Below are 20,035 nucleotides of genomic sequence, written 5' to 3'. Positions count from 1 at the left end.
AAAATGCAGGACAAAAATACCAACACCGCTCTCTTCACCGGCAACGATCCCAAGGCCTGGCTCGCCCAGCACGGCATCACGGAGGTCGAGTGCCTGGTGCCCGACATGAATGGCGTGCTGCGCGGCAAGGCGCTGCCGACGGTGAAATTCCTCAAGGCGCTGGAAGACCGCGCACTCTACCTGCCGAGCAGCGCTTTCCTGGTCAGCATCGATGGCCGCTACTCCGGTTCCATCGACGAAGGCTTTGCCTATCAAGACCCGGATATGCGCATGGTGCCTGATATGTCGACGCTGTGCCTGGCGCCGGGCGGTGGCGTCGGCAAAGCCTATGTCTTCGCCGACGCCTTCCACATGCAAGGCAAGCCCTGGATGGCCTCGCCACGACATGTGCTGCGCGCCGTGCTCGATCTCTACCGGAAGCGCGGTTGGCGCGCGGTGGTGGCGCCGGAAATCGAATTCTATCTGACCGCGCCCAATCCGAATCCCGACCAGCCGCTGACGGCACCGGTTGGCGCCAATGGCCGCGCCGAGGGCTCGCAGCATCCCTATGACATGGTGGCGCTGGAAGAATTCGAGCCGGTGATAAGGCGCGTCTATGATTATGCCGCAGCCGCCGGCCTGCCGCTCGACACGCTGATCCATGAGTCCGGCACCGCGCAGCTGGAGATCAATCTCTTGCACGGCGACGCGGTGCCGCTCGCCGACCAGGTGCTGCTGTTCAAGCGGCTGACTCGCCAAGCGGCGCAACAGAGCGGCATGCACGCGACCTTCATGGCCAAGCCGATCGCGGCGCAGGCGGGAAGCTCGATGCATCTGCACATGTCTGTCGTCGATGAAACGACAGGCGCCGCGCTGTTTGCCGACAGAGATGATGCAGACACCGAAATGTTCGGCCATTTCATCGGCGGCCTGCAGAGATATGTGCCCGAGATCATGCCGCTGTTCGCACCCAACGTGAACTCGTTCCGCCGCATCCGGCCGAACCACAGCGCACCGGCCAACATCGAATGGTCGCATGACAACCGCTCTTGCGGCCTGCGCGTGCCGGCAGGTGGCCGCGCCGCCCGGCGGGTAGAGAACCGCTTGCCGGGAGCGGATTGCAATCCCTATCTGGCGATCGCCGGTTCGCTGCTTGCCGGCTATCTCGGCGTCGAGCAGAAGCTGGCGCGCTCGGCTGAGGCCTCGGGCAATGCCTACAAGATCAAAAGCACGCTGCCGAAAACGATGGAGGAGGCGCTTGATCGTTTCATTGCTTGCGAGCCGGTGCGGGCATTGCTCGGCGAGGATTTTTTCCAGACCTATCTGCGCGTCAAGAGCGTCGAACTCGACCTGTTCCAGAGCGTGGTGACGAGCTGGGAACGCGACCATTTGCTGCTGAAGGTGTGATCATGGCCTCCGGCTCAACGGGTTTCAATTCGAGCCTCGATATCGGCAATTCCTATTATGTCGCCACCGCCAATCCGGCGCCGGACCATCCGGCGCTGGTGGGAGATGTCGGCGCCGATCTGGTGGTGGTCGGTGGCGGCTGCACCGGCCTGTCGGCCGCCCTTCATGCCGCCGAGCGCGGCCTGAAGGTGGTGCTGCTCGAAGGCGGCAAGATCGGCTGGGGCGCGTCGGGCCGCAATGGCGGCCAGATGATCCCCGGCCTGCGCAAAGGCGCCAAGGGGCTGGTCAAGCTCTACGGCCCCGAGCGGGCGAAGGCGCTGTTCGACCTCGCCTTCGAGGCGCGGGGCCTGGTGCTCGACATCATCGAGCGCCACGCCATCGACTGCGATCTGCGGCTGACCGGCCATCTCGTCGGTGCCGTTAATGGCTCCGACCTCAGGGATCTCGAAGACGAGGCCAAATGCCTCGAGAGCGTGATGAAGTTCCGCGACGTCGAGATCCTGTCGGCGGCGCAGGCACGCGGCAAGGTGGACACGCCCTATCATGGCGCGATGTATGAGCCGCTCGGCGGCCATATGCATCCTCTGAACTACACGCTTGGCCTTGCCCATGCCGCCGTGGCGGCCGGTGTCGTCATCCACGAAAATTCCGTCGCGGTGAAGCTGGAGCGCGAGCCTTCGATCCGGGTCTCGACGGCGCAGGGGTCGGTAAGGGCCAATCATGTCGTGCTGGCCGGCGACGCGTTGCTGCATGGGCTGGAGCCGCGCGTCAACAGCCGCATCATGCCGGTCGGCAACTACATCGTCGCCACCGAACCGCTGGAGGGCAAACACAATGTCATCCCGGCCAATGTCGCGGTGTCCGACACGCGCTTCGTCGTAAACTACTACCGCATGTCGGCGGACGGTCGGCTGCTGTTCGGCGGCGGCGAGCGCTACACGCCATCGCCGCCGGCCGACATTGCCGGCTTCGTGCGGCCGCATATGGAGGCCACCTTCCCGCAACTGAAGGGCTGCCGCATCGATCATGCCTGGGGCGGCCTGGTGTCGGTGACCACGTCGCGGCTGCCGCATGTCGGGCACTATGGCGAGGTCTATTTCGCGCATGGCTATTCCGGCAAGGGCGTCATCCTGTCAACGCTGTCGGGCAAGCTCTTGGCCGAAGCGATTACGGGCGACGCCTCGCGGCTGGACCTGTTCTCGACGCTGACGCCGATGCCGTTCCCGGGCGGTACGGCGCTGCGGGGCCCGCTCTATGTGCTGGGGATGTTGTGGTACGCCATGCGCGACCGTATCAAGCATTGAGGTTAGTACCGGCGGGTGGATCATCGGAGGATTGCATGCGTGATTTTCAGTTCCCCGGCCGCTCGCCGGTTCGCGCAACGGAAGTTATGGCGGCGACATCGCATCCGCTGGCGACGCTGGCCGCCATCGACATGCTGCGCTCAGGCGGAAATGCGATGGACGCCGCCGTCTGCGCGGCGGCGGTGCAAGGGGTGGTCGAGCCGCAATCGACCGGCATCGGCGGCGACTGTTTTGTGCTCTACAGTCCCAAAGGCGAGGGCGAGGTGCTGGCCTTCAACGGCTCGGGGCGGTCGCCTGCTGCTGCAAATGCCGATTGGTATCTGGAGCGGGGCCATAGCGAACTGCCTGCGGCCGGACCGCATGCCGTCACCATACCAGGCGCCATCGATGCATGGTGCCGGCTACTCGAGGACCACGGAAAAAAGGGCATCGACGCCGCGCTGGCGCCAGCCATTCGCTATGCCGAACAAGGCTATGTCGTTCATGATCGCGTCGCCTTCGACTGGGCCGACGAGGTCGCCCTGCTCGCCGCCGACGAACATGCGGCGCAGATCTTCCTGCCGAACGGCCGGGCACCACAGGCCGGTGATGTGCATCGGCAGCCGGAACTCGCGGAAACCTTGCGCATAATCTCGAAGCAAGGTCGCGCCGGCTTCTATGAGGGCGAGGTCGCCGGTGATCTGGTGGCGCGTCTCGGCGCGCTGGGCGGGCTGCATGCGCTGGACGATTTCGCTGCAACCAAGGGCGACTACGTCAAGGCGGTGAACACGTCCTATCGCGGCTACGACATCCATCAGATGCCGCCAAACAATCAGGGCATGACGGCGTTGATCATGCTGAACGTGCTTTCCGGCGTTGCGCTCGGGTCATTGGAGCCGAACAGCGCCGAGCGGCTTCATCTCGAGATCGAAGCCGGCCGGCTTGCCTACCAGGACCGCGATACTTTCATCGGCGACCAGGATTTCGTCCAGGTCCCCGTCGAACAACTGCTGTCGGCAGCCCATGCGGAGCGGCTGCGCGCCGCCATCGATCCGGCCCTCGCCATGACGCATCTGCCGCGGCTTGAGCTGCCGCGCAGCGACACCGTCTATATCTCCGTGGTCGACCGCGACCGCAATGCAGTCAGCTTCATCAACTCGACCTTCGGTTCCTTCGGCAGCGGCGTCGTCGGTCCCAAGACAGGCGTCGTGCTGCAGAATCGCGGCAGCAGTTTTCGCCTCACGGAAGGCCATCCAAATCGTATCGCGCCGCGAAAGCGACCGATGCACACCATCATGCCTGGCATGGCGACGCGAGGGGGTAAGGTGGTGATGCCGTTCGGGGTGATGGGCGGCGGCTACCAGCCGTTCGGCCATGTCCATCTGCTGACCAACATGATCGATTTCGGGATGGACCCGCAGCAGGCACTGGATGCGCCACGGGTGTTCTACAAGGACAATGCCGTGCTGGCCGAGCGCGGGATTCCGGCTGAGGCGGTCGCCGGCCTGCGTCAGCGCGGCCATCAGGTTTCGATCGCCGAGGAGCCGCATGGCGGCGGCCAGCTGGTGCTGATCGATTGGGAAAAGGGCACGCTCACCGGTGCCTCCGACCCGCGCAAGGACGGTTGTGCGCTGGGCTACTGATCTGCGTTGCTGGAATGCGCATTCAGAACCAGATCAGCCAGACAAGCTGCAGGATTACCAGTGCAATGGCGTCCCAGAAGATGAGTTCGCCCATCGAGAACCAGCGCCGCGACCGGTTGAAGCTGTAGAACAGCCACCAGACCAAGGCTGCGGCGGCCAGCGGCACCAAAGCGAGCAGCGTGCTCACGGCAGCCGCGCTCCCGACACCGCATCGAATGTGTGCAGCGCTGCCGGCGGAAAGCGTAGATAAAGCGGCTGGCCGGGATCGAAAGCGCGATCGTCATTCACAGTCCTGACGATCAGCGCGTTGGCCTCGCTCTTGGCGAAGATCAGCACGTCCGGCTCGACCGGTTCGACGACGTCGACGGCAAACTGGATGGCATCGCTTGCGGAGGCGTCGACCAGTTGGATCTGCTCGGGGCGAATGCCGAGCACGATGGGACCATCAGGCTTTCCCGGAAGCGGGCAAGTGAAACCGCTGGCGTGGAAGACGCCGGCGCGGACGTCACCATCGAACGTGTTCATCGCTGGACGGCCGATGAATTCGGCGATGAAGCGATTGGCCGGGCGCCGGTAGATCTCGCGCGGGTCGTCGTACTGGATCAGCGCGCCTTCGCGCAGCACCGCGACCCTGGTCGCCAGCGTCATCGCCTCTTCCTGGTCGTGGGTGACGAAGACGAAGGTCTTTTTCAGCTCGCGATGCAGACGCTTCAGCTCGGTGCGCATGTGGAGCCGCAACAAGGCGTCGAGATTGGACAGCGGCTCGTCCATCAGACAGAGGCTCGGCTGCCAGACGAGTGCGCGGGCCACAGCCACGCGCTGCGCTTGGCCGCCCGACAATTGCGAAGGGCGGCGGTCGAGGTAGCGGGTTATTTCCAAGAGTTCGGCCATGGCGTGCACGCAGCGGTCGAGCTCGGCGGCCGGCATTTTTCGGATGCGCAAGGGATAGGCGATGTTCTCGTAGACGCTCTTATGGCTGTAGAGCGCATAGTTCTGGAACACCATGCCCATGCCGCGCAGGCGCGGCGGCAGGTCGGTGACATCGCGACCCTCGACCATGATGCGGCCGGCCGTGGGACGTTCAAGGCCGGCAAGCAGCCGGCAGGCTGTCGTCTTGCCGGAACCAGAGGGCCCGAGCAGAACCAGGAATTCGCCGGGCTCGAAAGCAAGATCGAGCGCCTGCAGCGCCACCGTCCCGTCGGGGAAAGCCTTGGTGACGCCGTCGAAAACAATTGCCATGCGAGATCCCTTCAACCCTTGACCGCGCCGAAGGTGAGGCCGCGCACGAGCTGTTTCTGGACAAGGAAAGTGAAAAGCACGATCGGCAGCGTCGCCACGATGGCGACCGCCGCGACTTGGCCCCATAGCGTGCCATGCGGCGTCACCAGTCCGGGTATGCCGACGGTCAGCGGCCGCCCGTCGAAAGCGACGAGGATGAAGGCATAGAGGAACTCGTTCCACGACAGGATGAAGCAGAGCACGGCCGTCGCGCCGATGCCGGGCGCGGCCAGCGGCGCGACGACGAAAAAGAATGCGCCGAGCCGCGAGCGGCCGTCCATCATCGCGGCTTCGTCGATCTCCCTGGGGATTTCGGCGAAGAAGCCGCGCATCATCCAGACGACGAGCGACAGGTTGAAGGAGGTGTGGGCGATCACCACGGCGTAGATGGTGTCGATCAGGCCAAGCGAGGTGAAGAACAGGAACAGCGGCACGGCGATCGAGATCGGCGGTGCCATGCGCGTGGTCAGGAAGAAGAAGAACAGGTCTTCCTTGCCGGGGAAATTGGAGCGGGCAAAGCCGTAGGCAGCCGGCGCGCCGATGACGATGCAGAGCACCGTAGACGACACCGAGATCAGCACCGAGTTGATTGCCAGCGGCCAGTATTCCTTGTCGATGAAGACGGCGGGATAGTTGGCAAGCGTCGGCGAAAAAATCCATTTCGGCACAGAAGACAGAAGATCGACGCGGTTCTTGAACGACGCCAGCACCATCCAGACATAAGGCGTCAGCGCCACCACGACGGCGACGAGCAACACCGCCCAGGCAAAGCTTTTCCAGGCGCGGTTGGTGGACTGATCGATCATCGCAGCGCCCTCAAAACGCCCCCACCTGCTTGCGGCTCGACCAGTAGACGGCCTTGTAGAAGACCGAGCACAGGATCAGCACGACGAGATAGATCATGAAGGCGACCGCGGCGCCGTAGCCGAGGTCCCAGTTGCGGAAATTGACGCGGTAGGCGTAGATCGAGGCCAGCTCGGTCAGCGTTCCCGGTCCGCCGCCGGTCATCAGGAAAACCTTGTCGAACTCCTTGAAGGCATCGATGCCGCGCAGCAATAGCACCAGCGCGATGACGGGCCGCAGCAGCGGCAGCATGACATCGCGAAAGATCTGAAACGGTTTTGCGCCATCCATCATCGCCGCCTCGAACGGCGCGCGCGGCAGGCTCATCATGCCGGCGAGCATGATCAGGGTGACGAAAGGCGTCCACTGCCAGACATCGATGGCGACGATGGTCGGAAACACCAGGTCGGGTGCCGAAAGCACCGCCGAATTCTGCGCCAGCAGGCCGACCTTGCGCATGTAGAAGGTGAGCATGCCGAAATCGCCCTGCAACAGCAGCCGCCAGATCAGCCCGACGGCGACCGGCGCGATCATCATCGGGATGAGCAGCAGTGTGGTGAGAAGCCGCTGGCTGGCGACGAAGCGGAAGATCAGGAAGGCCAGCGCAAAGCCGAGCAGGAATTCCAGGCCGACGGCGATGATGACGAATTTCAGCGTCAGCAGGAACGATGCCCAGAAGAATGGGTCGTTGCGCATCACCTTGCGGAAATTGTCGAAACCGACGAAGGCGCCGGCATGGCTGGCGTCGGCGAAGCTGAGGTCGGTCAGCGCGGTGTAGGCCATGTAGTAGAACGGGCCGACCAGGAAGACGACGACGAGCAGCGTCGCCGGCAGCATCAAGAGCGGCCCCACCCCACGGTCGAGAAGCGGCATTCCGCGCGGCGATGGTGTGCGGTTCGTCACGGGCGTTTCCTGCGGACAAGAACGGCTACCCGCTTGTGCGGGTAGCCTCTGCGCGACATCTCAAGGCCTATCGTGCCGGATAGGTCATGGGTGCGCAAGAACCGAGCAGTGTCGAGATGTCGGTGGCGGCGGTGTCGAGGGCGGCCTGCGCCTCCTTTTCGCCGGCGAGGTAGGATGACAGTTCGCGCACCAGTATGTCGGTCATCTCGGCCGATTGCGGCAGCGTCGCCTTCGGCACCGCATGCTCGTTGGCCTCCATCGAAGCCTTGGCATAGGGCAGCTTCTGCACCTCGGCGGAGGCATAGACATCCGGCCGACCTGAAGCGCCGCCATTGAGATGCTGTTCGAGCTGGCGGTCATAGCCCATCATCCACTGGACGAAGAGGAAGGCGGCCTGCTGGTTCTTCGAATAGACCGGGATGAGATAGGTCCAGCCCTCGACCTGGCCGATCTTCCCGCCGTCGCCTTGCGGCACGAGATCGAAGCCAACCTTGCCGACCACGGTGGAGGCCGTGGTGTCGACCGACACGGCATAGGTTGCGTCGTTCCACATGATCAGCTCGGCGACCTTGGCTTGCTGCATCAGCGCCATGACATCATCCCAGAAATAGTTGAGGCTGTCCGGCGGCGAGAATTGCATCAGGCTCTTGTAATATTCGAGCGAGGCGACGGCCTTGGGGCTGTTGACGATGACCGGGCCGCAGGCCGAGCCGCTCTTCACGTCGAGCACGTCGCCGCCGAAGGAATAAAGGAAATTGAGCCACTCATACCACAGTGCCTCATGGCGCTTGCCCTGCAGGGCGGTGCCGTAAAAACCCTGGTCGGGGCGATAGAACCATTCGGCGATATCGCGGTATTGCTTCCAGTCCTTGGCGGGAGCGAGGCCGTAGCCATACTTGGCCTTGAAGCCTGCCTGCTCCTTGGGATCGGCGAGCAGGTCCGAGCGATACCACATGAACATGTTGAGCACTGTGAAGGGGAAGCCGTACTCCTTGCCGTCATACCAGGAGATTTCGTGCCAGGCGGTCTGGTAGAGCTGCTTCTCCGGCTCGAAGCTCGGATCGCGCAAAGCCGGGTCGGCCATCATCTTGGCGATTTCGACCAGATGGTTGTTGGTGGCGAACTTGCCGAGTTCGCGATGCGGCTGGATGATGACGTCGTAGCGGCCGCGGTGCGAGTTGAGATCGAGCTGCACCTTGTTGACGGCTTCCGAGTGCTCGTACATCTCGACTTCGACATGGATGCCGGTCTGTTTTTCAAACTCCGGCGCCATCTTCTTCAGCGCTTCGAGCGGCGGCAGCGCCTCGCCGACCATGCGGATGGTCTGGCCGCTATAGGGTTTCGACGCCTCTTTCAGATCCCACGCGTCCGCTTGTGTCACTTGCCACGTCAGGGGCCACACAAATACGACTGCGACGAGCAGTCTGGACGCGGTACGTCTCAGCGGCTTGAGCATTCTTCCCTCTCCCTAGAAGTCGTGCCTGGCGGGCCGGCGCCCGTTTTGTCATAAAATGTGTGGTACTGCAAATCAAAATGTGGCACCTTGCAACAAATGGTTGGGAGGTGTTAACAGACCGGCAGCAAACCGGCTTTCCCGACCAGGCGAGGGACCTTTCGGATGGACTTCATCTTCATGCTGACGCGCAACGATCGCACGGTCGAGGACTGTCTCGACCTGGTCGATTTGATTGAGCCGGTCGGCCTGAAGCATGTCGGCTTCAAGGATATTGGCGTCGCGCCGGATGTGCTGCGCAAGCTCGCTGTCGCCATTGGCCGGACAGGCGCCACCACTTACATGGAAGTTGTCTCGACGACGGCTGAGGCCTGCCTTAATTCCGCGCGCATCGCCAGGGATCTCGGCATCCAGCGCCTGCTCGGTGGTACCCAGGTCGACGAGATCATGGCGTTGATGGAGGGGAGCGGCACCGAATACTACCCTTTTCCCGGGCGGCCGGTCGGCCATCCGACCAAGCTCGGCGGTTCGGCCGAGGATGTCGAGGCCGACTGCCGGGCCTTCGCCGAGAAGGGTTGTGCGGGATGCGACATCCTCGCCTATCGCGCCACCGAGGCCGACCCGGCCGAACTGGTGCGCGCAGCCCGGCGCGGGCTTGGTCCGTCGCGGCATCTGATCGTCGCCGGCGCTGTGGCATCAGCCGATCGGATCAAGGCAATCAAGCTGGCCGGCGCCAACGCTTTTACCATTGGCACAGCGGTTTTCGATGGCTCCTATTCGCCGACGAAAGGTTCTATCCTCTCGCAACTGCGGGATGTCCTCGCGGATTGCGAGCGTGTCTAATGCCAGTCATCGGCATCGATCTCGGCACACAAAGCCTAAAGGCGATCGTTGTCGACGACGAATTGCGGCTGCGTGGCGAGGCCGCTGTGTTGTACCAGCCGGCCTTCCCGGCGCCCGGCTGGGCCGAACAGAACCCGGCGCTGTGGCTGGCGGCGCTCAAGCCGGCCATTGCCGGCGCGCTCGACAAGGCTGGGCTTGCGCCGTCCGACATCAAGGGTATTGCCATTGCCGGCCAGCTCGACGGCTGCGTCGCGGTCGATCGCAATGGTGAGGCGCTGGCTCCGTGCATCATCTGGATGGACCGGCGGGCGGCAGGAGAGATCGCCGGCATCGACCCGGACTTCATCCGTGAGCGCACCGGTCTCGTTCTGGACGCCACCCATATGGCGGCGAAAATCCGCTGGGCCGCGCGCAACCTGCCCGAAGCGCGCCGAGTGGCGCTCTGGCATCAACCGGTATCATTCGTGGTCGCAGCGTTGTGCGGTCGTGCCGTCATCGATCACGCGCTGGCCTCGACGACCATGCTCTATGGGCTGAAGGAGCACAATTATGCCGGCGATCTGCTGGCGGCCTTCGACATCGATGCAGATAAATTGCCCGGCATCGACGATGCATCTGAGATCGCCGGCGCCTTGACCCACGCCGGCGCCGAGCTCACCGGTCTTCCTGTGGGCACGCCGCTGGCGGTCGGCACCGGCGATGATTTTTCGGCCGCCATAGGCGCCGGGGTTGTCGTGCCCGGTGTCGTCGCCTGCAATCTCGGCACGGCCGAAGTGGTCGGCGCGGTGTCCGGCACGCTTCGCCTCGACCCCGGCGGCCTGGTCGAGACCCATGGCTTTCTCGGCGACGGCTATTTCATCTCCAATCCCGGATGGCTCTCGGGCGGCGCGGTGACGTGGTTTCTAACAACCTTCGGCGTCGATTCGCCGGCGGCGATGTCGGAACTGGCGGCGACGGTGGTTGCCGGCAGCGACGATTTGCTGTTCTTGCCCGCGTTGTCCGGTGCCATGGCGCCGCGCTGGATCGCCGAAGCGCGTGCCGCTTTCTACGGCCTGACATCCTTCCACGGCAAAGCCGCTTGTGCCCGTGCCGTGCTGGAGGGCTGTGCCTTTGCCATGCGCGACGTGGTCGACCGGCTGGACGATCTCGATATCGCGACGGATCGCATCCGGCTCTCAGGCGGTGGCGCGCGCAGCCGGGTATGGGCGCAAATCCGTGCCGATGTCAGCGGCAGGCCGGTCGAGATCGCGGGTGCGGCCGATGCCTCGCCGATCGGTGCGGCAATCCTTGCCGCCGCAGCCATCGGCCTTACCTCCTCAGTGCAGCAGGCGGCTGAAAGGCTGGCCGGCCGCATCGAGACGATCGACCCTGATCCTTCCGCCAAGGCCACCTACGACAGAAGTTACCGCCGGTATCGCACCTTGTTCGATGCCCTGACCCCGCTTCATGCTGACTGACCGGACTGCATCCTATGTCCAGACAAATGCTCGATCGCCTTATTGCCGGCACGCTGCCTGACCCGGACAGCCAGGGAATGCTGTCGGTGCCGCTGAAGACCATCGTCATAGGGCGCGGTCTCGGCGACGAAGCCGATGCGCTGGTCAAGCCACTGCCGCTCGGCCGCAAGCTCGCCGTGGTCATGGATCCCGACACAAGGCTGGCGCTGGGTGAGAGGGTGTCGATCGGACTGCGTGGCAGCAGCGATGTCGACAAGATCATCCTGCCGCGCCATCCGCATCCGGACATGGACGCGGTGCGATCGGTGATCGCACGCACGAAAGACGCCAGCGGCCTGGTCGCGGTCGGATCTGGCTCGATCAACGACATCACCAAATATGCTGCCCATCTCACCCAAAAACCTTATGCGGTGTTCGGCACCGCGCCATCGATGAACGGCTACACCTCGGTGTCGGCGGCAATCACCGAGGACGGCCTGAAGAAATCGCTGACGGCCAGCCTGCCGGTCGGCGTCTTCCTCGATCTCGATGTCATGGCGCGAGCGCCGCACCGGCTGATCGCTGCCGGCTTCGGCGATTCGATGGCGCGGCCGACCGCGCAGACCGATTGGCTGATGGCGCATCTGTTGCTCGGCACGCCCTACCGGGAGGCGCCGTTCATGCTTCTGGCCGAGGACGAGGAGGCGCTCATCGCCAAGGCCGGCGAACTCGGGACCGGCGACCTTGAGGCGATGGAAGTGCTGGTGCGCACGCTGGTCATGTCCGGTCTCGGCATGACACTGTGCGGCGGCTCTTATCCGGCCAGCCAGGGCGAACATCTGATCGCCCACTATATCGACATGCGGGGCCAGGGATTGCCTGAGGCGCATCACGGCGAACACATAGCGGTGACGACGTTGACGATGGCGCGGCTGCAGGAACGCGTGCTGGCACTGCGGGAGCTGCAGCTCGCGCCGTCCGCCGATACGCCAGACCGCTTCATCGAAATCTTCGGCGAAACGCTCGGACGTTCCTGCTGGGCGGCATTCAAGCCCAAGCTGCTGGACCGCGAACGGGCAAACGCCATCAACACCATGCTGGCCAAGCAATGGCGCTCGCATCGTGAAAGGCTGGTGCGGGTGGCACGCCCGGCGCGCGAGATCGCGGCAGCACTGCGCGCCGCCGGCGCGCCGACCACGCCGCAGGAGGTTGCCATACCGGCTGGCTTCTACGACGAGGCGGTCGCCAATGCCCGGCTGATCCGCGACAGGTTCACCATGCTCGACGTCGCGGCTGCCTCGCTCGAAACGGTTGCGGCGGGAGCCTGAGCGGGTGCTGCGTCCGCTTGCCGACTTCACCGCGCTAGACCGGCGCAACATCGCCGTCGTTCTGACCGATATCGACGACACCTTGACCGACAAGGGACGGCTGCCGGCAAAAGCCTATGCGGCGCTCGAGCGGCTGAAGCAGGCCGGCTTCCTTGTCGCGCCGGTGACCGGCCGCCCTGCCGGCTGGTGCGACCTGATCGCGCGGCAATGGCCGGTCGATGGCGTGATCGGCGAGAACGGCGCTTTCTATTTCCGCTATGACGGCACTGCCAAGCGCATCGTTCGTCACTATGCCAGGAGTGCCGGGGAAAGGCAGGCTGACGCGGCGCGCCTGCGCGAGATCGAACGCGCCGTGCTCGCGGAAATTCCGGGTGCGGCGGTCGCCGCTGACCAGGCCTATCGCGAAGCCGATTTGGCGATCGATTTTCGCGAGGATGTCGCGCCGCTGCCCAAATCTGAAGTGCTGAAGATCGTCGCTATCTTTCAGCGCTATGGAGCGGCGGCGAAAATCTCGTCCATCCATGTCAATGGCTGGTTCGGCAAATACGACAAACTGTCAACAAGCCGGCTATTCTTGCGCGACTGTTTTGGTATAGACATAGACCACGACAAGGACAGCATTGTCTTCGTCGGCGATAGTCCAAACGATGCGCCAATGTTCGGCTTCTTCCCCAACAGCGTCGGTGTCGCTAATGTGCTGGACTTCGCCGGCGAACTTCCGGCATCTCCTGCCTTCGTCACAAGCGGGCGCGGCGCGCAAGGGTTTGCCGAGCTTGCCGACGCACTGATTGCTGCAAAGGGAATGGAATAATCATGGATCAGGGCCGACTGACGAAGAAGGAGCGGCACGCGCTTATCCTTTCGGAAGTGCGCCGGTCGGCGTCCATCCGCATCTCCAAACTTGCACGGCGCATCGGCGTCGCCGGCGAGACCATCCGCCGCGATCTCATCGAACTCGGCGATGCCGGGCTGATCAACCGCACCTATGGCGGTGCGACGATCTCGCTGGTGACATCAGAGCCGGTGATTTCGGAGCGCGGCCTGACCCTGGTCGAGGAGCGCGCCCGCATCGGCCGCGGCGCAGCGGGCCTGGTCCAGAAGGGCCAGATCGTGATGATCGATGGCGGTTCGACCACTTATGAGGTGGCGCGCAACCTTTCGCAGCTGAAGCGCGACCTGACCATCATCACCAATTCCACCGGCGTGGCCTCGGTGGCCGGCGCCAATCCGACCTTCCGCGTGCTGCTTTGCCCCGGGACCTATGACAGCCGCGAAGGCAGCGTGCTTGGCGAAGACACCGTCGAGTTCCTGCGCCGCTACAATGCCGACGTCGCCATTATCGGGGCATCGGGGATAAGCGCCGATGGTCCGAGCGACATGATCTCGGGCGCCGCAGCCGTTAAACGCGCAATGATATCGCGTTCACTGTCGACGGTGCTGGTGGTGACCCACGACAAGTTTGGCCGCAGCAGTCTGGAACGCATCTGCGGGCTCGATGACATTGCCGATATCGTCACCGACAGCGAACCGAAGGCCGACCTGCGCACTGCTGCCGAACAGGCGGGCACGGAGCTGCATGTGTTTGCCGCCGACTGATCAGCATTGGCTATCCGGCGGCATCCCTGTTGGTCAGCGCGATGTGGCAGCAGCCGGGGCCGTGGCCCGGCGTCCAGGTGACATTGTCGAAGCGCACGCCCGTTGCCTCGAACAGACCACGGTCGAAAGCGCCGGCGATGCGGCAGAGCGTGGCGAGTTTTTCATCACCGACACCGGCCTCGACCCAGGCGTCCTTCAGCGGACAACGCTTCACCTTGAAGGCGATGTGGTCCGGCCCGCGCTCGACATCGGTCGGATACATCAGGCCGCCATCCGGGCTGACGGCCAAAAATGCCTCGCCGATGGCCGGCGCGTCGTTAGGTCCGAAACGGGCGAAGGCGGCCGCCGCCACCTCCTTGCCGCGCTGCTCGATGGTGCGGATCATGATCGCCTCGGCCTTTTCCGCGCCGAGTTCGCCGGTCAGCTCGTCGAGAAACAGGCGGTAGAGATCGGCGCGGTTGCGGAAGGCGGAATCGAGTTCGCGCGAGAGTTTTTCGGCTCTGGCTTCTGGGTCGGTCATGGTACCTGCCTGCTGCTTTTGTCCAATCTTGGCGCCGCCGCAACCAGCGCCTTGCCGATTGCCGATTGCGGCGCGTCGACTACGTTGCGGGCGTCGCCGCTCTCGGCGATCCGCCCGGCGTCGAGAAGAACGACGCGGTGGGCGATGGCCCGTACGACGCCGAGATCATGCGAAATGAAGAGATAGGCGATCCGTTCCCTGGCTTGCAGGTCGAGCAGCAACTCAAGGATCTGTCCGCGCACCGAAACGTCGAGCGCCGACACCGCCTCGTCGAGCACGATCAGCGACGGTTTGGTCGCGATGGCTCGGGCGATGGCGACGCGCTGGCGCTGGCCGCCGGAGATTTCGTGAATGGCGCGCGGGGCGAGATCGGCTGCCAGCCCGACGCGATCCAGCAAGGCAGCAATGCGGGCCGGCCTCTCGGCGCGGGAAGCGATGGAATGGATGCGCAAGGGATCGTCAAGCACGCGAGCCACCGTGGCGCGCGGGTTGAACGCGGCGAGCAGATCCTGGAACACCATTTGCAGGCGCGCGCGCTTGGTGCGCAGGGCCGCACCCTTCAAGAGCAGAAAGTCATCGCCTTCGAACTGGACGGTGCCGGCGTCGGGCTCGATCAACCTAAGCACCAGCCGCGCGATCGTCGACTTGCCGCTGCCGGAGGGCCCGGCCAGCGCCAGCGTCTCGCCGGGTTCGATGGCGAAGGAGACACCGTCGACGGCCGCGATGGCCTTGCCGCCACGACGGTATCGCTTGGTAAGACCGGAGACGGTGAGCAAGTTCATGCCGGCGCCCGTCGTAGCAGCGGATCGGCGTCGAGGCCGAGATGGGCGTCGAGCAGCGTTCGCGTATAGGCATGGCGCGGGGCGTTTATGATTTGCTCCGTCGGGCCGAGTTCGATCAGTTCGGCGTTCCGGAATACAGCGATACGCTCAGCCAGTTCGGCGGCAAGCGCGATGTCGTGGCTGATGAACAGCAGCGTCATGCCGTCCTCCGCCACCAGTTGCCGAATGAGGCTGACGATTTCCGCTTGCACAATGGTGTCCAGCGCGCTGGTCGCCTCGTCGGCGATCAGCAGTTTCGGACCGGCTGCAATGGCCGCGGCAATTGCAACGCGCTGCTTCTGGCCGCCGGAGAGCTGGTGCGGGAAAGCACGCATGGCGGTTTGTGGGTCGGGCAGCCGGACACGTTGGAGCAGGGTTTTGGCTTTGGCGTAAGCTTGTGGCCAGTCGAGGCCGAGGTGGGTGCGGGCGACTTCGGCGATCTGTTTGCCGACGGTCATGACGGGGTCGAGGCTGGCGGAGGGGTCCTGGAAGACGAAACCAATGTCGCGACCGGGAAGGGGGAGCGTACTGGGTTCGGTTAATTTGAGAGGTCGGCGTTCCGTCACACCCCCCTCTGTCCTGCCGGACATCTCCCCCGCAAGGGGGGAGATTGCTCTCTCATCTCCGCCTTCGCCAACCACGAACGTTGCACAAGGGAAGCCGTCGGCAAAGCTGCTGATCTCCCCCCTTGCGGGGGAGATGTCCGGCAGGACAGAGGGGGGTGGGAAGGATCGCGGCGCCTGAAACTGCCACTTGACATGCCCTTCAATCTTGGCGCTCGCCGGCAGCAGTCCAGCCACCGCCAGCGCCAGCGTGCTCTTGCCCGAACCGCTTTCGCCGATAATCGCCAGCCGCTCGCCGGCAATAACATCCAGGCTGACCCCCTTCAGCGCCGTTACCTCGCTGCCATCGCTGAAATAGCGCACAGACAGATCGCGTATCTCAGCCAGTGCGGTCATGACAGGCTCCTCCGCACCGCCGTCGTTTCGACCACGCCTTCGCCGGTGAGATAGACGCCAAGCACGGTCAGCACCAAGGCGATGCCCGGAACGATCGACAGAAAGGGCGCGGTGCGCAGCACAGTGCGGCCCTCGGCGATCATGCCGCCCCAAGTGACGCGATTGGGGTCGCCGAGACCGAGGAAGGACAGCGCTGCCTCGGTGAGGATCGCGGCCGCCACGATCACCGAGGACAAGGCCAGCACCGGCGGCAACGCGTTGGGCAACACCTCGCGAAAAGCGATCTCAAGCGGATGCATGCCGATGACGCGAGCGCCGGCGACGTAATCGCGCTCGCGGATCGACAGCACTTCGGCGCGCGCTACACGCGCCGGTCCGGTCCAGGCGCCAAGCGCTATTGCCGTGACGACGACGCCGAGCGACGGCCCGACGACGCTGACGAAGGCCAGCGCCAGGAGAAAACTCGGCACGGTCTGGAAGGCATCGGTGATGCGCATCAGCCCCTCGTCGACAAGGCCGCCGGCAAAGCCGGCCAGCGTGCCGACGACCGCGCCGATGAAGAGTGCCGCCGCTGCCGCCGCCAGGCCGACCGCCAGCGAGGTGCGGGCGCCGTGGAACAGTTCGGACAGCACGTCACGGCCGAGCCGGTCGGTGCCGAGCGGCAGCGACCAGTCCTGGAACGGCGGCAGCAGTGCTGGTCCGGCAATGGCCTGCGGGTCGCCGGGGAAGAGCAGCGACGCAAACAGCGCCATGGCGAACAGAAGCGCCAGGATGATCGCGCCGGCGACCGCTTCCGGCCGGCGCAGGAACCGCGGCAGCGCGCTCACGCGCTGGCCTCGCTGGCGCCGACGCGCGGGTCGAGGAAGGCGTAGGCGATGTCGACGGCAAGGTTGACGGCAATGACGAGGACGGCGCTGGTGAGGATGATGCCGAGCAGCAGCGGCGTGTCGCGCGAAGCGACCGCTTCCTGCGCCAGCCGGCCGAGCCCGGGCACGGCAAAGACGCTTTCGATGACGACGCTGCCGCCCAGCATCTGCGCCGATTGCAGGCCGAGCATGGTGACCAGCGGCAAGAGCGCGTTGCGGGCGACATGGGCGAGCACGATGCGGCGGCGTGACAGCCCCCTGGCGCGGGCGGCGAGCACAAAATCCTGCCGCCACGCCTCGGCCATGCCGGCGCGCATCATGCGCAGATAGAGCGCGAGATAGATGAAGCCGAGCGCGGAAACCGGCAGGACGAGGTGGACGGCGATGTCGGTGGCGCGGTCAAAACCGGTCTTGTCCGAGGCCAGGCTCTCGATGCCGCCGATCGGCAGCCAGCGCAGGTCGACGGCAAAGACGACGATCAGCACCAGGCCAAGCCAGAAACCCGGCACGGCATAAAGCGCCAGCGAGCCGATCGACAGGAAGCAGTCGCGAAAGCTGCCGGGTCTGGCGCCGGCGTAGATGCCGAGCGCCGAGCCCAAACCGAAGGAGAGCGCGGTGGCGGTCACCATCAAGAGCAGTGTCGTCGGCAGGCGTTCCAGGATGACATCGCGAATTGGCCGCGAGAAGGTAACGGACTGGCCGAGGTCGAAATGCAGCAGCGCCCAGAGATAGTTGGCGAGCCGTGTCAGTTCGGACTGGTCGAGGCCCCAGCGATGACGCAGCAATTCGATCATGCCGGCGTCGCCGCCGGTCGAGACGATGTAGGCGTCGACCGCGTCACCGGGGGCGGCTTCCAGGAGGAGGAATGTGCCGATGATGACGATCAGCAGCACGAAGATGCTGCCGACGAGGCGACGGCGCATGAGGGTGAGGGCGCGGGTCATGGGAAAGGCATAGCGCTGCGCCAGTCGGGAGAGGTGCGGTGTCTAGGCACCCCCCTCTGTCCTGCCGGACATCTCCCCCGCAAGGGGGGAGATTGGATGTCGCCTCTGCCTTCGCCAATCTTCGATGCCGAATGTACGCGACAGCGAAGCTGCTGATCTCCCCCCTTGCGGGGGAGATGTCCGGCAGGACAGAGGGGGGTGTGATGAAACGCGGCCCTACGCCATGCCTTCACACCAATTTCTTTGCGAACTTTCATCCGCGCAAATGTGTCACGATTCCAGATAGGTGTCCGCCCAGTTCGACGCCGCCCATCGCGGGTTGTTGGCGATGTTGCCCACGGTATCGCGCGCGACGCTGATGAAGCTCCATTCGGCGACGTTGATCAGCGGCAGGTCCGCCGCGACCTGTTTCTGGAATTCCTTGTAGAGGTCGGTGCGCGCTGACGTATCCAGCGTCTCCGAAGCCTTGGCGATCAGCGCGTCGAGCGCGGCGTTCTTGTAGCCGCCCTGGTTGGAGAACGGCACGCCGTCGGGAATGCCGCTCTGCACCAGGATGGTGGTCGAGATCGCCGGGTCGCCGCGGAACACCGGCGGGCCGACGGCGAGGTCGAAGGCGTGGTCGGTGTAGACGGCCTTGATGTGCGCGGCCGAGTCATTGTTGACGATCACGGCGTCGATGCCGATTGCCGCCAGCGCCTGGCGCAGATAGTCGCCGAACTGCTTGGTTTCGTTGAAATAGGGTGCCGGCAGGAGTTTCAGCGCAAAACGCTTGCCGTCATCGGCGCGCTTGTACCCCACGTCGTCGAGCAAGGCGTTGGCCTTGGCGACGTCGAATGGATAGATCGGCACGTCGGCAGTGTAGAATTGCGGATCGTTCTTCGGCACCGGGCCGGTGGCGGTCGCGGCATAGCCGAGGAACACCGTCTTGACGACGAAGTCCTTGTCGATGGCATGCGCGATCGCCTGGCGGACCTTCACGTCGGCCAGTTCCTTGCGGCGATGGTTGATCTCGACGACAAGCTGATAGGTCAGCCCCTCATAGCCCTTGGAGATCACCTTCAGGCCCGGCACCTTGGAGATGCGGTCGAGGTCGGCCAGGGGCACGGCGGAGAAGGCGGCGAGCTGGATCTCTTCGGCCTCGAGCGCCGCTGCAGCCGACGTGCGGTCGGGCAGCACCTGGTAGATGATCTCGTCGAGATACGGCTCGTCCTTGGCCCAGTAATCCGCATTCCTGGTCAGCTTGTAATACTGGCCGGCCTTGTATTCGCCGAACTTGAACGGTCCCGTGCCGATGGGTGCGTTGTTGGCCGGGTTGTCCTCGATCTTGCCGACTTCGTAGATATGTTTCGGCACCACGCTCGACAGCGCCGGCAAGGCGTTGCGGATCAGCTGGAACGGGGTCGGCTTGGCGAATTTGAACACGGCGGTCAGATCGTCAGGCGTGTCGACGGCGGCCAGGTCCTTGAACACCGTGCGGCCGAGATTTTGCAGCGGCTTCCAGATCTGCAGCGCCGAGAAGGCGACGTCGGCCGAGGTGAACGGCTTGCCGTCATGCCATTTGACGCCGTCGCGCAGTTTGAACGTCACCGACAGCCCGTCGGCGGCACCTTCCCAGGAGAGCGCCAGGTGCGGCTGCAGCCCGTCCTTGCCGTCGAAGGACGCTTCGGCCAGCGTTTCGACGATCTTGCTGGACATGAAGAAGACGCCGTTGGAGGCGACGATCGCCGGATTGAGGTTGCGCGGTTCGGAATCGGCGGCAAGGACCAGCCGCCCGCCCTTCTTCGGCGTCTGCGCCCAGCTGAATGTGGGCATGGCGGTGGAGGCCAGCAGCAAAGCTGAGCCAAGCAGCGTGCGTCTGGAAATATCCGACATGATCAACCTCCGTCCTCTCCGCGACCAGATGGGCGCACCCCTCGAAGCTGGCCGCACCCGC

Annotated in this window: 19 protein-coding genes; 8 read left to right on the top strand and 11 right to left on the bottom strand. The window is 64.5% G+C overall.

Features of this window, described 5'->3' with window-relative positions; genetic code table 11:
* Nucleotides 1–3: 3 nt before the first annotated feature.
* The 3 genes from AC3EML_RS30730 to ggt are packed head-to-tail and all read left to right on the top strand — an operon-like array spanning nt 4 to nt 4,312.
* Nucleotides 4–1,386 (top strand): glutamine synthetase family protein, encoded by a 1,383-nt coding sequence (locus tag AC3EML_RS30730; protein ID WP_023698836.1) that lies wholly within the window; start codon nt 4–6, stop codon nt 1,384–1,386.
* 2 nt (nt 1,387–1,388) lie between these two features.
* A complete protein-coding gene (locus tag AC3EML_RS30725) occupies nt 1,389–2,690 on the top strand; it encodes an NAD(P)/FAD-dependent oxidoreductase (RefSeq protein ID WP_352521614.1) in 1,302 nt (433 codons plus the stop codon).
* A 35-nt stretch (nt 2,691–2,725) separates the two neighbouring features.
* Nucleotides 2,726–4,312, top strand: a complete 1,587-nt coding sequence (gene ggt, locus AC3EML_RS30720) for a gamma-glutamyltransferase (protein WP_352521613.1) — start codon at nt 2,726–2,728, stop codon at nt 4,310–4,312.
* A gap of 22 nt (nt 4,313–4,334) precedes the next feature.
* Here ggt and AC3EML_RS30715 read toward each other — a convergent pair whose 3' ends face one another.
* The 5 genes from AC3EML_RS30715 to AC3EML_RS30695 form a co-directional block, all read right to left on the bottom strand.
* A complete protein-coding gene (locus tag AC3EML_RS30715; protein ID WP_023714150.1) occupies nt 4,335–4,499 on the bottom strand; it encodes a hypothetical protein in 165 nt (54 codons plus the stop codon).
* Nucleotides 4,496–5,551, bottom strand: coding sequence for an ABC transporter ATP-binding protein (locus AC3EML_RS30710; RefSeq protein ID WP_352521612.1), 1,056 nt, complete (start codon nt 5,549–5,551; stop codon nt 4,496–4,498). The genes AC3EML_RS30715 and AC3EML_RS30710 overlap by 4 nt, the downstream gene beginning before the upstream one ends.
* Nucleotides 5,552–5,562: 11 nt before the next feature.
* Nucleotides 5,563–6,396: a carbohydrate ABC transporter permease gene (locus tag AC3EML_RS30705; RefSeq protein ID WP_352521611.1), complete on the bottom strand. Its 834-nt coding sequence runs from the start codon at nt 6,394–6,396 to the stop codon at nt 5,563–5,565.
* Nucleotides 6,397–6,406: 10 nt separating this feature from the next.
* Nucleotides 6,407–7,336 (bottom strand): carbohydrate ABC transporter permease, encoded by a 930-nt coding sequence (locus tag AC3EML_RS30700; protein WP_352521610.1) that lies wholly within the window; start codon nt 7,334–7,336, stop codon nt 6,407–6,409.
* Nucleotides 7,337–7,403: 67 nt separating this feature from the next.
* Nucleotides 7,404–8,717, bottom strand: coding sequence for an ABC transporter substrate-binding protein (locus tag AC3EML_RS30695; RefSeq protein WP_352521609.1), 1,314 nt, complete (start codon nt 8,715–8,717; stop codon nt 7,404–7,406).
* 237 nt (nt 8,718–8,954) lie between these two features.
* On the opposite strand from AC3EML_RS30695, the gene AC3EML_RS30690 reads away from it, so the two are divergent.
* From AC3EML_RS30690 to AC3EML_RS30670, 5 genes are read left to right on the top strand one after another with little or no spacing between them, the layout of a single operon-like run.
* Nucleotides 8,955–9,632: a beta/alpha barrel domain-containing protein gene (locus AC3EML_RS30690; RefSeq protein WP_352521608.1), complete on the top strand. Its 678-nt coding sequence runs from the start codon at nt 8,955–8,957 to the stop codon at nt 9,630–9,632.
* Entirely contained in the window at nt 9,632–11,089 is a 1,458-nt protein-coding gene (locus AC3EML_RS30685; protein WP_352521607.1) for a xylulokinase, read from the top strand. Before AC3EML_RS30690 ends, AC3EML_RS30685 begins: the two co-directional genes overlap by 1 nt.
* Nucleotides 11,090–11,103: 14 nt before the next feature.
* A complete protein-coding gene (locus AC3EML_RS30680; protein WP_084012945.1) occupies nt 11,104–12,396 on the top strand; it encodes an iron-containing alcohol dehydrogenase in 1,293 nt (430 codons plus the stop codon).
* Nucleotides 12,397–12,403: 7 nt separating this feature from the next.
* Nucleotides 12,404–13,207: an HAD-IIB family hydrolase gene (locus AC3EML_RS30675; protein ID WP_023692036.1), complete on the top strand. Its 804-nt coding sequence runs from the start codon at nt 12,404–12,406 to the stop codon at nt 13,205–13,207.
* A gap of 2 nt (nt 13,208–13,209) precedes the next feature.
* Nucleotides 13,210–13,992 (top strand): DeoR/GlpR family DNA-binding transcription regulator, encoded by a 783-nt coding sequence (locus tag AC3EML_RS30670; protein WP_023686645.1) that lies wholly within the window; start codon nt 13,210–13,212, stop codon nt 13,990–13,992.
* 10 nt (nt 13,993–14,002) lie between these two features.
* Here the strand turns inward: AC3EML_RS30670 and AC3EML_RS30665 are convergent, their stop codons facing one another.
* From AC3EML_RS30665 to AC3EML_RS30640, 6 genes are all read right to left on the bottom strand, one after another.
* The gene (locus AC3EML_RS30665; protein ID WP_352521606.1) at nt 14,003–14,512 is read right to left on the bottom strand and encodes an L-2-amino-thiazoline-4-carboxylic acid hydrolase; all 510 of its coding nucleotides are present in this window, start codon (nt 14,510–14,512) and stop codon (nt 14,003–14,005) included.
* Nucleotides 14,509–15,294 (bottom strand): ATP-binding cassette domain-containing protein, encoded by a 786-nt coding sequence (locus tag AC3EML_RS30660; RefSeq protein ID WP_352521605.1) that lies wholly within the window; start codon nt 15,292–15,294, stop codon nt 14,509–14,511. Before AC3EML_RS30660 ends, AC3EML_RS30665 begins: the two co-directional genes overlap by 4 nt.
* The gene (locus tag AC3EML_RS30655; RefSeq protein WP_352521604.1) at nt 15,291–16,292 is read right to left on the bottom strand and encodes an ABC transporter ATP-binding protein; all 1,002 of its coding nucleotides are present in this window, start codon (nt 16,290–16,292) and stop codon (nt 15,291–15,293) included. The genes AC3EML_RS30660 and AC3EML_RS30655 overlap by 4 nt, the downstream gene beginning before the upstream one ends.
* On the bottom strand, nt 16,289–17,119 hold the full coding sequence (locus AC3EML_RS30650; RefSeq protein WP_023726421.1) for an ABC transporter permease: 831 nt from the start codon (nt 17,117–17,119) through the stop codon (nt 16,289–16,291). The genes AC3EML_RS30655 and AC3EML_RS30650 overlap by 4 nt, the downstream gene beginning before the upstream one ends.
* Entirely contained in the window at nt 17,116–18,102 is a 987-nt protein-coding gene (locus AC3EML_RS30645) for an ABC transporter permease (protein ID WP_352518466.1), read from the bottom strand. Before AC3EML_RS30645 ends, AC3EML_RS30650 begins: the two co-directional genes overlap by 4 nt.
* Nucleotides 18,103–18,372: 270 nt before the next feature.
* Nucleotides 18,373–19,974 (bottom strand): ABC transporter substrate-binding protein, encoded by a 1,602-nt coding sequence (locus AC3EML_RS30640; RefSeq protein WP_488505385.1) that lies wholly within the window; start codon nt 19,972–19,974, stop codon nt 18,373–18,375.
* Nucleotides 19,975–20,035: the final 61 nt, after the last annotated feature.

The sequence above is a fragment of the Mesorhizobium sp. P170090 genome (assembly GCF_057786115.1).
This window is presented reverse-complemented; position numbering and strand designations above follow the sequence as displayed.